At 74.7% G+C, this 16,548-nt stretch carries 6 protein-coding genes; 3 read left to right on the forward strand and 3 right to left on the reverse strand.

The genetic code is table 11. The features are described 5' to 3' along the window. Nucleotides 1–2 precede the first annotated feature (2 nt). The 3 genes from ORI94_RS22555 (at nt 3) to ORI94_RS22565 (ending at nt 2,557) form a co-directional block, all read left to right on the forward strand. Entirely contained in the window at nt 3–254 is a 252-nt protein-coding gene (locus tag ORI94_RS22555) for an acyl carrier protein (RefSeq protein ID WP_266078549.1), read from the forward strand. Further along, a complete protein-coding gene (locus ORI94_RS22560) occupies nt 254–1,732 on the forward strand; it encodes a class I adenylate-forming enzyme family protein (RefSeq protein WP_266078551.1) in 1,479 nt (492 codons plus the stop codon). The genes ORI94_RS22555 and ORI94_RS22560 overlap by 1 nt, the downstream gene beginning before the upstream one ends. 111 nt (nt 1,733–1,843) lie before the next feature. Then, a complete protein-coding gene (locus ORI94_RS22565) occupies nt 1,844–2,557 on the forward strand; it encodes a 4'-phosphopantetheinyl transferase superfamily protein (protein WP_266078553.1) in 714 nt (237 codons plus the stop codon). 87 nt (nt 2,558–2,644) lie between these two features. On the opposite strand, the gene ccrA is transcribed toward ORI94_RS22565, so the two are convergent. The 3 genes from ccrA to ORI94_RS22580 form a co-directional block, all read right to left on the reverse strand. Further along, a complete protein-coding gene (gene ccrA / locus ORI94_RS22570) occupies nt 2,645–3,829 on the reverse strand; it encodes a crotonyl-CoA carboxylase/reductase (RefSeq protein WP_266078702.1) in 1,185 nt (394 codons plus the stop codon). 109 nt (nt 3,830–3,938) lie between these two features. Continuing rightward, a complete protein-coding gene (locus ORI94_RS22575) occupies nt 3,939–7,751 on the reverse strand; it encodes a type I polyketide synthase (RefSeq protein WP_266078555.1) in 3,813 nt (1,270 codons plus the stop codon). Next, a complete protein-coding gene (locus ORI94_RS22580; RefSeq protein WP_266078556.1) occupies nt 7,744–16,458 on the reverse strand; it encodes a non-ribosomal peptide synthetase in 8,715 nt (2,904 codons plus the stop codon). Before ORI94_RS22580 ends, ORI94_RS22575 begins: the two co-directional genes overlap by 8 nt. Nucleotides 16,459–16,548 lie beyond the last annotated feature (90 nt).

Below are 16,548 nucleotides of genomic sequence, written 5' to 3' on the forward strand. Positions count from 1 at the left end.
GCATGAGCACCATCAGGGAGCTGCTGGTCGAACTCACCGGTACCGCGGAGTTCGCCGATGCCGAGCGGATCGGTGACGACACCGACCTCGCCGCGAGCGGCATCGACTCCGGTGACCTGGTGCGTCTCGTCCTGCTCGTCGAGCAGCGGCTCGGCGTGGAGATCACCGCCGACGACATGGAGGAGCTGCGCACGATCGCCGACTACGAGCGGTTCACGGCAGAGCGTTCCGGCGCCGTCGCCGGCGGTGCGTGATGTGGCTGACGCAGCTGCTGGAGCGCAACCGCCAATGCCACCCGGACCGGTTGGCCCTGGTCGACGAGCGGCGCCGGCTCACCTGGACGCAGTTCCACGACCGCGTGCTCGAACTCGCGCGGGGGCTGGCCGACCTCGGCATCGAGCGCGGCGACCGCGTCGCGGTGCTGTCCAGGGACCGCGTCGAGGTCCTGGAGGCCTACTTCGCGCTCGCCCGGCTGGGCGCGCTGTTCGTCCCGCTCAACCACAGTCTGGCCGTGCCCGAGGTCGCCGGCATCGTGGAGCGCGTCGGCGCGGTGGCCGTCCTCGGCGAGTCGGAACTGCTGGACCGGCACCCCGGGCTGCCGGCGTCGGTGCGGATCAGGATGGCGCTGGACAAGCCGGCGTTCGAGGCCCTGGGCACGCTGGCCGCCGAGCGGGACCTGCCCGAGGTGGCCGACACCGATCCGATCGCCGTGCTGCACACATCGGCGACCACGGGGCAGGCCAAGGGCGTCACGGTCGACGGCGCCTCGTTCCGCGCCATCGCCCTGGGCTGGCTGGTCATGGCACGCCCCACCGGCGACATCGTCATGGTCAACTGCTGCCCCCTCTACCACGGCAGCATGGTGGTGTCCCTGACCTACCTGGCCGCCGGCGCCACCATCGTGCTCATGCCCGGTTTCACCCCGCAGCGGGCGCTGGCCGCGGTGGAGGAGCACCGCGCCACCCACATGTGGCTGGTCCCGCAGATGCTCCGCTTCATGCTCCAGGCCAAGGGCGCCGGGCGCACCGACCTGTCCTCACTGCGGGAGGTCCTGTACGGTGCCGCCCCCATGCCCCCGGACGTGTACGCCGACGCCGTGGAGCGCCTCGGCTGCGGTTTCCGGCAGGTCTACGGCATGACGGAGGTCGGCGGCCCGTTCGTCACCCTCGGCCCCGACGAGCATCCGGCTCCCGGGGACGTCACCGCCCGCATCCCCTGCGGACGTGTCGTGCCCGGCATGTCCGCCCGCGCGGTCGACGGGACCGGACGGGAACTGCCCCGCGGCGAGATCGGCGAGATCGTCGTGCGCGGACCGGGTGTGATGCAGGGGTACTGGAACGATCCCGAGGCCACGCGCGAGATCACCCTCGACGGCTGGATCAAGACGGGTGACCTGGGCTTCGTCGACGAGGCGGGCCGCATCCACCTTGTGGACCGCACCAAGGACGTCATCATCCGGGCCGGACAGAACGTCTACCCCTCGGAGATCGAACGCGCCCTGGTGTCCCACCCGGCGGTCCGGGACGCCGCGGTCGTCGGCATGCCCGACGAGGACTACGGCGAGGTACCACTGGCGTACGTCGTCGCCGAGCCGGACACGCGGGCCACGGACCTGCTCGCCCACGTCGGGCAGCAGCTCGCGCCCTATAAGCGCCCGCGACGAGTGGAGTTCATCGAGCAGGTGCCGCGCAACCCCGCCGGGAAGATCGTCAAGAAGCTGCTGCGGGCCTGACGGGTGCGTCCGCGCCAGTGCCCTGACCCGACGGCCGGCCGTCCCCCGGGCGTGTTCCCCGGTGGGCCGGCCGGCCTCGGGCTGGGCGTCGTCACCCTGACTCCGCGGGCCGTGCCCGCCGGGGGACTCTCCGGCGCGAAGGCCCGTCAGAGCATCGACGTGGCCGCCCGGCTGCTGCCCCGACGGCCGACGTGGGCGGCGGCCGGTCTCGGCCTGGGTGTCGCCCTCACCTCGGATCCGCGGGCCGTGCCCGCCGGGCCCGCCGAGGAGGCCGCTGCCGCGGTGATGCCGTCGCGACGGCGGGGGGAGTTCCTGGCCGGCCGGCTCGCGGCGCGGCGCGCGCTGCACGCGGTGGGGCTGGACTGCGGGGAGATTCCGCGGGCGGGCCGCCTACCGGCGTTCCCGCCCGGGCGGGCAGCGTCGATCACGCACAGCGCCGGGGTCGCGGTGGCCGTCGCCCGGGCGCCGGGCCGGAACACCCCGCTCGGCTGCGATCTGGAACTGCGTCCCCTGCCCTCCCGAGCGGCACGGCTCGTCCTGTGCGAGGACGAGGAGGAACTGCTGCGCATCCCCGGGCCCGGGACGATGCCATGGTCGGTGACCTCGTTGTTCTCGGCGAAGGAAGCCGCGTGGAAAGCTCTGCACACCGGGCCGCGGGCCCTTCCCGCCGACGCGTTGAGTTCCCTGCGCGACCTGCGAGCGCACCCGTTCGCCTGCGGACTGCGCATAGAGCCCCGGTCGGACCCGGTGCTCGCCGTGCACGTCGACGTGGTTCCTGTCGGCGCGGGCGTCTTCAGCACGGTCCTGGGCCGGGCCGGCCCCTGACCCTTGGCCACGCCCCCTGGCTGCCGGCTACCGGTCACCGCGGCCCCCGCCCCGCGCTCGACGCGCGGGGCGGGGGCCGTCTCGGCGTCATGCCGGCGCGTTGACCAGCACCGCCATGTTGCCCGCGGGGTGGCGGTTGTCGTGGATGAGCTGGTGCGCCAGACCGATCTCCTCGAAGCCGAACGTCCGCGACAGGCACGGGTCGACGAAGCCCTGGTCGATCAACCGGGTCACCTCACGGGCCTCACGGGCGCCGGCCACGTGCGAGCCCTGCAGCCGCTTCTGCCGCATCCACAAAAAGCGCAGGTCCACGTCGCCGTTGTAGCCGGTGGTGCCGCCGCAGATGACGACCATGCCCCCGTTGGCACACAGGTACATGGACGTGGGGATGGTGTCGGCGCCGGAGTGCTCCAGCACGATCCGCGGGCCGCGACGCTCGCCGAGCACCTCCCAGAAGCGCCGTCCGAACGCGCGCGCACCGGCCAGCCAGCGGGCCGTCGCCGCCTCGTCAGAGGTGTCCGGCATCCGGCCCCAGTGGTCGAACTCACGCCGGTCGATCCACCCTTGCGCGCCGAGCTTCATGCAGAACTCGCCGCGCTCCTCGCTGGAGACGACGGCGACCGGGATACCGCCGACGTGTCGTACGAGCTGGATGGCGATGCAGCCCAGGCCGCCGGCCCCGCCCCAGATCAGCACCGGGTCGCCGGGCCGGACCGTGTGCGGCTCCCAGCCGAAGAGCTGGCGGTAGGCGGTGGCGGCCGTCGCCATGTAGCAGGCGGACTCCGCCCAGGACAGTCGGGCGGGCCTGGGGTGGCACATGTAGTCGTCGACGACGGCGAACTGGGCGAAGGAGCCGTAGTTCTCCTCGTACCCCCACACGCGCTGGGTGGTGGAGAAGGCCGGGTCGGCACCGAGGCGGATGTCCTCGGCCGTCTCGTCCCACCGGCTGGCCAGGACGACGACCTCGTCGCCCAGCTTGACGTCCCGCACTCCCTCGCCGACGGCCCACACGACACCGGACAGGTCGGAGCCGCCGATGTGGAAGTCCTCGGTGGCTCCGGCCTTCTGCCGGGCGGCGATCACGTCGAGCGGGTGCCCCAGGGACGCCCAGACGTTGTTGTAGTTGACCCCGGCCGCCATCACCTTGACGAGCACCTGCCCGCGTCCGACCGGGGGCACGTCGACCACTTCGGTGCGGAAGGCGTCGACGGGCTGCCCGTAGCGTTCGCGGCGGATCAACGAGGCGTACATCTTCTTCGGCACGGTGCCCATCTCGGGCGCGTCGCCGAGTTCGTAGAGGTCCTGGGTGGCTGTCGGGATCACGTGGGGTCTCCTGGAGGATCGGGGCCCGCTCGGGGCGGGGGCGGGCGGGGCCGGTCGGTCAGCGGGACGTCTCGCGCAGCGCCTTGGCGACGGCGGCGCCGATCAGCGCGAGGGGCTCGGGTTCGGTCATCTCGTAGTGGCCGCACGGCACCCGGTGGTCCTGGAGGGTGCCGTCGACACAGGTCCGCCAGCCGTCGGCCTTGCCGGGGAGCACCGCGAGGTCGCCGGGGAAGTCGGTGGCCCGCTCCCGGCCGGCGCTGAAGAACAGCACGTCCCCGCGGAAGACACCGGGCTCGAACTGGGGTGCCAGGCGCAGGTTGTTGCGCATGACCTCGGCGATGGCCGCGGCCTCGGCCCGGGTGACCGGCGAACTGGCCGGATCCACGGCCAGGTCGGCGTCGATGCGGTCCAGGACGTCGGCCACGCCCGGCGGCCTGCCCCCCGCCGGCTCGGGGGGCAGGCCGGCCACCCTCGCCAGCAGGGACGCCACCTGCCGTTCGGCCGCCGCGGGGTCGTAGGGCGTGCCGTGCGGCTGAGGCGCGTCCAGCATGGCCAGCAGTTCCACCCGTTCGCCCTGCTCCTGCAGGACGCAGGCCATCGCGTGTGCCACGAAGCCGCCGTAGGACCAGCCCAACAGCCGGTAGGGGCCCTGAGGTTGCACCCGGCGAACGAGGTCGACGTAGGAGGCGACCATGGACGCCGCGTCCGGCGCGGGCGGGCGGGTGCCGTCGAGGCCGACGGCCTGGATGCCGTAGACCGGCTGGTCGCCACCCAGATGGGGCAGCAGACCTGTGTAACGCCAGGACACGCCCGCCCCGGGGTGGACGCAGAACAGGGGCGCGGCGTCTCCCTGTGCCCGCAGCGGCAGCAGCGGGGCCAGCGCGTTCGGGCCGTCGGGCGTCTGTGCCGAGGTGTCGTCGGCCGCCGCGAGGAGTCCGGCGACGGTGGGCGCGGCCAGCAGGGTCGCGGCGGGTACGTCGAGCACGCCGGCCTGGCGCAGCCGGCCCGCCAGTACGACGGCGCGCATCGAGTCGCCGCCCAGATCGAAGAAGTTGTCGTGGACGCCGATGCCGTCGATGCCGAGGGTCTCCCCCCACAGGCGGGTCACCGCCTGTTCGCGCTCGCCGCGCGGCGGCACGTACCCGGTGGTCAGGCGGGGCCGCGGCCCGAGGACGGGCTCGGCGTCCACCGGGGTCCCGGCGTCCGGTGCGCCGGGGTCCGTGCGGGCACCGGGGGCGTCGATCCAGTGGCGGCGCCGTTCGAAGGCGTACGGGGGCAGGGGGGCGCGTCGGGGTGTGCCCGGCACCTCGGGGAGCGCGCTGTCCACGCCCGTGCTCCACAGCCGGCCCAGCGCCTCGGCGAGGACGAACCCGTCGGTGGCGTCGGCCTTGGCGTGCCGCATGGTGGTCACCGTCACCGGTGTGTGCTGCGCGAGCTGAGCGGCGGCCAGCTTGGTCAGGGTGTCGCCCGGTCCGATCTCCACCAGGACGGGGCGGCGCTCCCACAGGGTGGCGACGCCGTCGGCGAACCGCACGGTGTCGCGAGTGTGGTCGATCCAGTGCCGGACCGAGGTCGCCTGCGCGTCGGTGATCCAGGTGCCGGTGACGTTGGTGACGAACGGGATCCGCGGCGCGCGCAGGGTGACGCCGCGCAGGTGCTCCTCGTACGTCTCCAGCACCGGGTCCAGGACGTGGGAGTGCGCGGCAGCCGGGATGCGCAGCCGGCGGAACGTCAGGCCCCTGCGGGCGAGTTCGGCCTCGAAGCGCGCGACGGCGCCCTCATGCCCGGCGACGGTGCAAGCGGCGGGGCCGTTGACCGCGGCGAGGGACAGCTCCTCGTCGAGGAGCGGCAGCACGTCCTCGACGGGGGCCGCCACCCCGACGGTCGCCCCGCCGGCGGAGCTGATGAGCCGGAGGCGTGCGGCGACCAGGGGCAGCATCTCGTCGAGGTCGATCACCCCGGCCAGGCAGGCGGCCGTGTACTCGCCGAGCGAGTGGCCGATGAGCGCGTCCGGACGCGCCCCCGCCGCCATGAGGGTCCGGGCGAGGGCGTACTCGGTGACCACCAGGGCGAGGAACATGCTCGTGCTGTCGGCCTGCCGCCGTTGGAACAGGGTGTCGCGCAGGTCTGCGCCGAGGGTGGGACGCAGGATGCGCGCGCACTCGTCGACGGTGTCGCGGTAGGTGTCGTGCTCGTAGTAGAGGTCCGCGCCCATGCCGGGGTACTGGGTGCCGCCGCCCGGCAGCAGGAACGCCACCTGTGCGGGTTCGTCCGGCAGGGGCGGGGTCGCGGGCACGGCGGTGCGCAGCGCGGACAGGGCCTCCTCACGGGAGGCGGCGGTCACCGCCAGGCGGTGGCGCAGCGCGGGGCGGTCGGTGCGCAGGGAGTGCGCGACGTCGTCCAGGCGCAGGTCCGGCCGCCGTTCGAGGTGGCGGGCGAGCGCCTCGGCCTGGCCGCGCAGGGCGCCGGCCGTGCGCGCGGACAGGGGCAGCGCCAGACGGCGGCCGTCCACCGGTTCCCGGGGCGGGGCGGGCGGTGCGGGCGGCGCCTCCTCCAGGATGACGTGGGCGTTGGTGCCGCCGATGCCGAAGGCGCTGACCGCGGCCCGCCGGGGGTGCTCGCCCGCGGGCCAGTCCTCCAGGGTGGTGGGCACCCGGAACGGTCCGGTAGCGAAGTCGATGTGCGGATTGGGTCGTTCGAAGTGCAGGCTCGGCGGGACCTGCCGGTGCTCCAGGGCCAGCACGGCCTTGATGAGCCCGGCGATGCCGGCGGCCGCACCGAGGTGGCCGATGTTGGTCTTCACCGAGCCGAGGGCGCAGTAGCCGCGGCGCCCCGTGGACTGCCGGAAGGCCTCGGTGAGCGCGGCCACCTCGATGGGGTCACCGAGGCGCGTGGCGGTGCCGTGCGCCTCGACCAGTCCGATGGTGCCGGCATCGGTCATCGCCTGGGCCTGCGCCGCGAGGATGACCTCGGTCTGCCCGGCGGCGCTGGGGGCGCTGAAGCCGACCTTGCGGCGTCCGTCGTTGTTGACGGCGCTGCCCCGGACGACGGCGCGGATGCGGTCGCCGTCGACGAGGGCGTCCTCCAGCCGTTTGAGGACGACGGCGCCGACGCCGTCGCCGGAGGAAGTGCCGGCCGCGTCCTCGGAGAACGCCCGGCAGTGTCCGTCGGGTGAGAAGGGCCCGTCGGGCACGTACTGGTAGCCGAGCAGCGCCGAGGGGTTGACGGAGACCGCGGCGGCCAGCGCGGTATCGCACCGGTAGTCGAGCAGGTCCTGGCAGGCGGTGTGCACGGCGACGAGCGCCGTGGAGCAGGCCGTCTGCAGCGACACGCTCGGGCCGGTCAGCCCGAGTTCGTAGGAGACGCGGGTGGCGAGCGTGCCCAGGGAGTTGGCGGTGGCCGCGTGCACGAGTTCCACCGATCCGGGCCGCCCGGCGTACCGCGGGTGCACGTGGGCCGGGTAGTAGCGGCTGTCGCCGCTGCCCGCGTACACGCCGAACGTGCCCGTCGCGGCGCCGGAGCCGAGGCACACGGCGTCCTCCAGGGCGTGGTACGCCGTCTCCAGCAGCAGCCGCTGCTGGGGGTCGACGACGGCGGCCTCGGCAGGGCTGTAGCCGAAGAACCCGGAGTCGAAGCGGTCGATCCCCTCGATGACCGATGCCATGCGGACCAGCGTGGGGTCGTCGAGGGCGCGCTCGGATCCGCCGGCGGCCAGGAACTCCTCGTCGGTGACGGGGCGCACCGACTCCCGTCCGGCGGCCAGGTTCTCCCAGAACGCGTCCAGGTCGTCCGCGCCGGGGAAGCGGCCCGCCATGCCGATCACGGCGACGGCCGGTGCCTGCTCGTCCTGCGGTTCGGTGGTCTCAGGCATGGCCCCGGTCCTTCCCCTGCCGTGCGGAGCGGCGGGCGCGGGCCACGCGCTGCCGCTGAGCTCGTTCCTTGGCGCGGTCCAGGCCGCTCGACCCGGTCCCGGCGGTCTCCGGCGGTGTCTGCGGGTCCGCCGGCGGTCCGGCGGCCGCGGCCTGCGGCCCGGTCAGGGCCTCCAGGTGGCGGGCCAGGTCGCGCACGGTGGGGTGCGCGAACAGGTCGACGACGGGCAGCTCGATGCCGAAGGCCCGGTCGACCGCGCTCTGGGCGGCGACCAGGAGCAGCGAGTTGCCGCCCAGGTCGAAGAAGTTGTCGTCCCGGCCGACCCGGTCGCGCCCCAGGACGTCGCACCACAGGTCGGCGAGCCGCCGCTCCAGGTCCCGCAGCCGCTCGCCCTGGCCGGAGGGGGCTTCGGCCTGCGCGGCGCCGGCCGCGCACAGTACCCAGTGCTCCCCGCCGGCGGCTTCGGAGGCGGCCCGACAGAGCGCGCCGAGCTCGGCGCCGTCCTCCAGGGTGACACGTCCGGCCAGTCGCCGGACCTGCCGGGCGGGTTCGAGGACGTGGCTGCGGACCCAGGGAGCGCTGCGGTCGGCGCCGATCAGCAGGTGGGGTTCATCCAGGGTGCGGGCCAGGTCGAAGGAGCGCAGCGCGGCGGTGGTGTCCAGGACTCGGTAGCCGCGGGCCTCGGTGAGCGCGGCGAGCCGGTAGCCGCTGCTCATGCCGCGCTCGTGCCACATGCTCCAGGCCAGGCTCTGCGCGGGCAGACCGAGGGCCCGGCGGTGCAGGGCGAGCGCGTCGAGATAGGCGTTGGCGGCGGCGTAGGCGGTGTTCAGGGCGCCGCCGAACCAGCCGTTCACCGAAGAGAAGGTGACGAAGGAGGAGACCGGGTGGTCCGTGCTCACGCGGTGCAGGGTCCAGGCGCCGCGCACCTTCGCGTCCAGGGCCTCGTGCCAGGCGGCGGGGTCCAGGTCGCCGACGGGGCGTTCGACGAGGGCTCCAGCCAGGTGCAGGACCGATGCCAGGGGCGCGTCCCAGTGTTCGGCGGCCGCGCGGACGGCTTCCCGTACCTGCCGCTCGTCGGTGACGTCGGCGCACGCGTACCGGATGTCGCCGAGTTCGCGCAGCCGCCGGTAGGCGTCGATGCGGGCGGCCGCGGTCCCTCCGGCGGCGAGGTGCTCCGGCCAGGTGTCCTCCGGGGGGAGGGGGGTCCGGCCGAGGGCGAGGAGCCGGGTCCCGGGCGTGCGCAGGAGGTGGGCTGCGAGTTCGGTGCCGACCCCGCCCAGACCGCCGCTGAGGAGGTGGAAGCCGTCGTCGGCGGGCGGTTCGGTCCGGGGTGCCGGCTCGGGCAGGGGGGCCAGCCGACGCACGTGGCGCCGTCCGCCGCGGTGGGCGACTTCGGTGTCGGCGGGGGTGCCGTCCACTTCGGCGAGCAGTACGGGTACGGGGTCCTCGTCGCCGTGGGGGTCGAGGTCGAGGTGGACGCACCGCAGCCCGCTCACCTCCTCCCGCAGCGACTTCAGGACGGCTCCGGCCTGGGCGTGCGCCGGGGAGGGGCGGTCTGCGGCGGTGACCGCCTGGGCGCCCGCCGTCACGTACAGCAGGTTGGCCGGGCGCGGCCCGCCGGGCCGGTCGGCGAGGGCCCGGGCGAGGGCGAGCAGGGAGGCGGTGACGGCCTCTGCGGACACCGGGTCGGCCGCCTCGCCGGTGTGCAGCGCGCCGAGGTGCACGACGGTGTCGACCGGCCGCCCGTCGGCTTCGAGAGCTCGCAGCAGCGCCTGATGGTCGGCCTCCTCGGCGGGCCGGATGCGGTGGTGGGCTGCGTCGAGCCGGGCGTACGACGTTCCGTCGGTGATCTGGGTGCACAGCCCGCCCTCGGCCCGCACCGACCGCGCCAGGTGCCGGGCGAGGTCCTGGGCCCGCGCTTCGCCGCCCGCGAGGACGAGGACGTGCCGGCCGGCCACCGCCGCACGCGGACGGTGGCGTTCGGCCCGCTGCCACATCGGCCGCAGGAACCAGTCGGGCAGGGTGGCGGCGGTGCCCATGAGCAGCTGGGCCTCGCGGACCGCGTCGTCGAAGACGCCCGCCTCGAAGCTCTTGCGCAGCTTGGTCCGCTGGATCTTGCCGATCTCGGTCTTCGGGACGGCGTCGGCGTCGACCGGCACGAGGAAGGCGGGGCTGACGCCGATCTCCCGGGTCACCTTGCCGGCGATCTCCCGCAGCGCGGTGGCGGGGTCGGCGCCGGTGGCGAGGTGGACGAACAGGGCGAGTTCGTCGGTGGTCGCCGCCGGGTCGGAGCGCACCGCGACCGCGGCGGTGAAGCTGCGCACGGCGTACGGAAGTTCCTCGACGCAGGCCTCGATCTCATGGCTGTAGTGGTTGACGCCGTTGACGATGATGACGTCCTTGGCGCGGCCGGTGATGTACAGCTCGCCGTCGCGCAGGAAGGCCAGGTCGCCGGTGTCGAACCAGCCGTCGTCCGTGAACGCCTCGGCGCTGGCCGCCGGGTTGTCGTGGTAGCCACCGGTCACGGAGGTACCGCGGACCTGGAGCAGGCCGACGTCGCCCTCGGTGAGGACAGTGCCGTGCTCGTCGACGATCCGCATGGCGAAACCGGGGTAGGGCAGGCCGCAGCTGACGAACGTCTCGTCGGTGCCCGGTGCGACGGCCGGCAGCACGGCGTCGGTGACCACCGAGCAGGTCTCCGACATGCCCCAGCCGGGGTGCATCACGTCCTGGGGCAGTCCGAAGGGCCGCAGGACGTGCAGGAACCGGCGGGCCGCGGGGGCCACGACGACCTCTCCGGCATTCATCACGAGCCGCATCGGCGTCAGGTCCCACTGCCGGTCCCCGAAGCGGTCGGACTGTTCGGCCAGCAGGCCGAAGGCGAAGTTGGGCGCCCAGGTGACGGTGACCCGGTGCCGGTGGGCGAGGTCCATCCAGCGCAGTGGGTCCTGCAGGATCCAGGAGGTGGGCGCGTGGATCTGCCGGCAGCCCAGGTACACGTCGCGCAGGTGGAACATCACCACGCCGGTGACGTGGTCGAGCGGGATCCAGTTCAGGGAGACGTCCCGTTCGTCGAGCCCGTTCATCTGCTCGGTGGCGGCGGACCGGGTCAGCACGTTGCGGTGGGTCAGACGCACGGCCTTGGGCAGACCGGTGCTGCCGGACGTCATCAGCATCAGGACGAGGTCGTCGGGCCGGGCGGCGTACCAGTCGCGGTCCTCGGGCGCGTCCCGCAGCGCGTCGGCCGTCGTCAGCCGCAGCCCGGGCCAGTCCTGCCGGGCCGCCAGGTCGCGCAGGCCGGCCTCCAGGCTGGCGGAGCACACCATCCAGGGCCGGCCGAGCATCCGCCAGATGCCCTCCAGCTTGGTCAGTGCCGCCGAGGGGGTGGCGTAGGAGGCGGGGACGGTCAGCGGCACGATGACGAAACCGCCGAGGATGCAACCCCACAGCACGGCGAGGAAGTCCTCGGTGGCGTCGCACTGGAGGATCACCTGGTCGCCGGGGCGCAGTCCGGCCCGCCGCAGTCCGGCGAGGACGTGGGAGGCCTCGGTGAGCAGGGACGCGTAGCCGCGTCGCGTCTCGCTGCCGTCGGTGTGCACGTGCACGATGTCGCCGTGGTCGCGCTCGGCGGCCCGCACGAGGGCCTGCGCCCAGCCGGGCACGGTCGGTTCGGCCAGCCCCGGTCCCTCGCTGAGCGCCGGGACGGCTCCGGTCGCGGTGCGGGGCCCGTCGGCCGGTGCCGGCGGAGCGGTGCGGTGCGCGGGGCCGGCGTGGCGGCGGGTCAGTTCCTCCGGGGCGGCCTCCACCACGACCTCGGCCGTGCGGACGCCGGGGACGCGGTCCAGGCGCTGCCTCCAGGCTCCGGCGGCGGTGCGGTCGACCGGGGACAGGGCGCGGAGCGCACCGGTGTCGAGCCGGCCGTCGGCGGTGCGGGGCAGGGTGTTGACCGCCGTGACGCGGAGCGCGCCGTATCCGGCCTCGTCGAGGACCTGTTCGACGCGTTCAGCGGCGTCCGCGCGGCCCGGCACCAGGTACAGGTGCGGCGGCGCGCCGTCGGAGCCGGGCAGGGCGACCGCGTCGCGGATGCCGGGCACGGACAGGGCCGCGTCCGCCACCTCGGCGACGTCGATCGCGGCGGGGGCGGCAGGGGCGCGCGGGGGCGGCGCCGGGAGGTCCCCGATCCTGCGGGCCGGGTCCGCGCACACGGCCCGCAGCAGCTTCCCCAGGGCGCGGGCGACCCCCTCGGCGGTGGAGGCGTCGTACAGGTCCGTGGCGTACTCGACGTGCAGGTCGAGACCGTCGGGCGCGCCGTCCGCGCCGCGCCGTTCGAGGACGTCGACGAAGAGGTCGAACTTGGCGGTGCCGGTGGCGGTGGGCCGCAGCGGCACCTCGCGGTCGTCCAGCCGGAGCACGGCGGGTTCGTTGTTCTGCAGGGCCAGCATGACCTGGAACAGCGGGTGGCGGCCGGGGCGGCGGGGCGGGTTGAGCTCGTCCACGAGCCGGTCGAAGGGCAGGTCCTGGTGGTCCAGGGCCATCAGGTCGTGCGGGCGCACCCTGGCGAGCAGGTCCCGGAACGCGGGGTCGCCGGAGGTGTCGGCGCGCAGCACGAGGGTGTTGGCGAGCAGGCCGACCAGGTCGTCCAGGGCGGGTTCGGAGCGGCCCGCGACGGGCGTGCCGACGACGATGTCCTCGCCGGCTCCGCAGCGGGTGAGCAGGGCGCTCACCGCGGCGTGCAGCACCATGAACAGGCTGGCGCCCTCGCGCTCGGCCAGGTCCAGCAGGTCCCGGTGAAGTGCGGCGTCCACGGTCTCGGTGACGTGCGCACCGCCGCCGCGCGCGACCTCGGGGCGGGGCCGGTCGCCGGACATCGTGCACTCCTCGGGCAGACCGGCCAGCGTCTCGCGCCAGTGCGCGGTCAGCCGCTCCAGCCGTCCCGTGCCCTCGGGTTCGGGAGCGAGCAGGGCGCGTTGCCAGACGGCGTAGTCCGCGTACTGCACCGGCAGCGGGTCCCGGGCCGGGGCACGGCCCTCGCGGCGCGCCGCGTAGGCCGCGGTCAGGTCGTCGGCGAGGGGGCGCAGCGACCAGCCGTCGGCCGCGCTGTGGTGCAGTACCAGCAGCAGTGTGCGCTTCTTCCCCGTACCGAACAGCCAGGCGGCCAGGGGGCTTTCGCCGGACAGATCGAAGCGGTGCCGGGAGGCCGCAGCGACGTGCGCGGGGATCTCGTCGGCCGGGCAGTCCACGCGGCGCAGCGTCGGACGCAGCTCCCCCGGCGGCAGGATCCGCTGGTGGGGCAGGCCGTCCCGCTCGGTGAACACCGTCCGCAGGCTCTCGTGCCGGTCGGCGAGGTCCCCGAGCGCCACGTGCAGCGCCTCGGTGTCCACGGCGGGGCCGAGCGGCACCACCAGCGGGATGTTGTACGTGGCCGCCGACCCGTCGAGCCGGTTCAGGAACCACATGCGTTCCTGGGCGTAGGACAGCGGAAGAAGCTCGGGACGGTCGACGTCGCCCAGGGCCGGGCGGTCGGGGGCGGTGCCGGGCCGGTCGGCGAACCGTCGTGCGAGCGCCGCCGGTGTCGGCCCGTCGAACAGGGCGGTGATGGGCACCTCGACACCGCTCACGTGCCGCAGGCGGGCCAGCAGGCGGGTGGCGAGCAGGGAGTCGCCGCCCAGGTCGAAGAAGTTGGCGTCGACCCCCACCGTGTCGCGCGGCAGCCGCAGCACGTCCTCGAACAGGCCGCACACCAGTGCCTGTTCGGGGGTCTGCGGGCTCGCGCCCACCGCGACGGCGGTGAAGTCGGGCGCGGGCAGGGCGTCGGTGTCGAGCTTGCCGTTGGCGGTCAGCGGGAGCGCGTCGACGCTCAGGCAGGCCGCGGGGACCATGTGGTCGGGCAGGTGCGTGGCGGCGTGGGCGCGCAGTTCCGCCGGACTCGGCGGCTCCTGCCCGGCGGAGACCGTGTAGGCGACCAGCTGCCGGGCGCCGTTGTCCGCGCGGCGCACGACGACCGCGGCCCGGGAGACCTGCGGGTGGGCGGCGAGGACGGCTTCGATCTCGCCGGGTTCGACGCGGAAGCCGCGCAGCTGGACCTGCTGGTCGGCCCGGCCCACGTACTCCAGGGTGCCGTCGGCGCGGCGCCGCGCCAGGTCGCCGGAGCGGTACATCCGGCCGCCGGTCGGGTCGAACGGGTCGTCGAGGAACCGCTCGGCGGTCAGCTCGGGCCGGCCGAGGTATCCGGCGGCCACGCCCGCGCCCGCCACGTGCATCTCTCCGACGGCGCCCGGCGGCACCGGCCGGCCCACCGGGTCCAGCAGGCGCACCCGCAGGTCCGCCAGCGGCCTGCCGATGACGCTCGTCCGGCGGGGGTCGGTCAGGTCGGCCGGGGTGATGCGGTGGTGGGTGACGTGCACGGTGGTCTCGGTGATGCCGTACATGTTCACCAGCGCCGGGCTGTCCAGTCCGTGCCGGTCGACCCACGGCCGCAGCCGCTCGGGACGCAGGACCTCGCCGCCGAAGACGACGTGGCGCAGCGCGCCTGCCGGGTGCGGACCGCTGCCCGGCGCCCGCTCGGCGTCCGCGTCCATGAGCTGTTCGAAGGCGGACGGCGTCTGGTTGAGGACGGTGACGCCCTCGCGGTGCAGCAGCCGCAGGAAGTCCCGGGGCGAGCGGCTGACGGCGTAGGGGACGACGACGAGCCGGCCGCCGTGCAGCAGGGCACCCCAGATCTCCCACACCGAGAAGTCGAAGGCGTAGGAGTGGAACAGCGTCCACACGTCGTCCGCACCGAAGTCGAAGTGCTCGGCCGCGGCGGTGAAGAGGCGGACCACGTTGGCGTGCGCGACGGGCACGCCCTTGGGACGGCCGGTGGAGCCGGAGGTGTGGATGATGTACGCGATGTCCGACGGGCTCCTCGGGCCCCGTCGCTCGGCGTCGGTCAGCCCCTCGGCCGGGCGTGCGGCGAGGTCCGCCTCAACGGCGGGGTCGTCCAGGACGACGGTGGGGACGCCGCCGGTGAGGCGTGGCACGAGGTCGGTCTCGGTGACGAGGAGGACGGGGGCCGCGTCGTCCATGACCGGTCGCAGGCGCTCCGCCGGGTGGCCGGGGTCCAGGGGCAGGTAGGCGGCGCCGGTCTTGAGGACGGCGAGCAGGGCGGGCAGCAGCCGCAGGCCCCGGTCCAGGGCCAGCGCCACCACCCGGCCGGGGCCCGCGCCGCGTTCGGCCAGCAGCCGGGCCAGGCGGTTTGCCCCGGCGTCGAGTTCGGCGTACGTGAGCCGTTCGCCCTCGTACGTCACCGCGACGCGCTGCGGTGAGGTCCGCGTCTGCCGCTCGAACAGGTCGGTGAGGGTCGCGGTGACGGGAAAGTCCCGCACGGGGTCGTCCCGCGGGTGCTCGCCGGGCAGCAGCAGGTCCAGCTCTCCCACGGGTGTCTCGGGCGCGGCGTCCGCCAGCCGTTGCAACAGGGCCAGGAACCGGTCGCGATGCAGGGCGAGTTCGTCCTCCTCGTACAGGGCGGGGTTGGCGTCGAAGGCGAGCCGGAGCCCGCCGGGCCGGGGTCCGGGCCGGACGGTGATCTGGAGGTCGTCGACGGCGCCGCCGGAGAGGTGGTGCCAGGTGGCCGGGTGGCCGCCGAAGTCGAGGGACTCGGTGAACGGGACGATGTTCAGCACCGGCCCGTACAGCTGGCGGCCCGTGCCCAGCAGGTTCAGGTCGCGGCGGATGAACTCGCCCCTGTACTGCTGGTGCCGGCGCAGTGCCTCCAGTTCGCCGGCGACCGTGCGGACCAGGCAGGCGACGGACGTGCCGGGGCCGGCGGCCACGCGCAGCGGCAGGACGTCGGAGGCGGTGCCGGGGGCGCGCAGGGCGGCGCTGCCGAGCCTGCTCATCGTGGCCATGCCCAGCACCAGGTCGTCGGCGCCGGTCATGCGGTGCAGGTAGGCGGCGACGGCGGCGGTCAGCAGATCGGTGCGCGTGGCGCCGAGCCGGGCCGCGGCGGCCGACAGGGCCTTGGCCTCGGCGTCCTCCAGCTCCGCGGTGCGGCGCAGGAACGAGGCGACGGGCGGGGCGTCGCGGCGGGTGAGCCGCGCGGGTTCCGGCAGTCCTGCCAGCCGTCGTCTCCAGTGGTCCCGGTCGCGGGCGCAGCGCTCGGAGGTGAGATAGGCCGCCTCCTCGGTCTGGAGGCGGCTCACGGGGGCGAAGGCGGCCGGAGCGGGTTCGCGCCCCTCGGCCAACGCGTTGTAGACGTCGGCGAGACGGCGGCCCAGCAGCTTGTAGCTGTAGCCGTCGAGCAGGAGGTGATGCGCCCTCAGCAGCCACAGGTGCCGGTCGGGGGCGAGGGTGAGCAGGGTGTGGGAGAACAGCGGCCCCTTGCCGAGGTCCACCGGTGTCGCCAGCTCCGCGCGGACGTGCCCCCAGACGGTCCCCTCCGGGTCGTCGGCGTCGCCGACGGCGATCCGGTGCAGGGTCCAGTCGTGCGCGTCCGGGGCCGGGTGGCAGCGGGGGCCGTCGTCCGTGTCCAGGAAGCGCAGGGCGAAGGTGTCGGCCTCGCCGACGGTACGGCGCAGCGCGGTCTCGAACAAGCCGGTGTCCAGGGCACCGTGTATCTCCACCGCCTCCGCGGTGTTGTACGCGGCGCTGTCGGACACGAGCCGCCCGGCGTACCACAGTCCCTTCTGGGCTCCGGACAGCGGTCGGTGGTCGTCCTCGTGGAGTGACATGGCACAGCCCTCCCGTGACAGGTCGTAATGTCCCGGCCGGGGACGCCCGGTCGGGTGAACGGGGATGCGGCTTCGGCCCGTGCGGCGGGA

It is taken from the genome of Streptomyces sp. NEAU-W12, from assembly GCF_026242095.1.
In the GTDB taxonomy this organism is placed as follows: Bacteria; Actinomycetota; Actinomycetes; order Streptomycetales; family Streptomycetaceae; genus Streptomyces.

What these genes read in the sequence shown, in the direction of transcription:
- ORI94_RS22575 (WP_266078555.1), bottom strand. Translation starts at nt 7,751, where the DNA reads ATGCCTGAGACCACCGAACCGCAGGACGAGCAGGCACCGGCCGTCGCC.
- ORI94_RS22580 (WP_266078556.1), bottom strand. Translation starts at nt 16,458, where the DNA reads ATGTCACTCCACGAGGACGACCACCGACCGCTGTCCGGAGCCCAGAAG.
- ccrA (WP_266078702.1), bottom strand. Translation starts at nt 3,829, where the DNA reads ATGGGCACCGTGCCGAAGAAGATGTACGCCTCGTTGATCCGCCGCGAA.
- ORI94_RS22555 (WP_266078549.1), top strand. Translation starts at nt 3, where the DNA reads ATGAGCACCATCAGGGAGCTGCTGGTCGAACTCACCGGTACCGCGGAG.
- ORI94_RS22560 (WP_266078551.1), top strand. Translation starts at nt 254, where the DNA reads ATGTGGCTGACGCAGCTGCTGGAGCGCAACCGCCAATGCCACCCGGAC.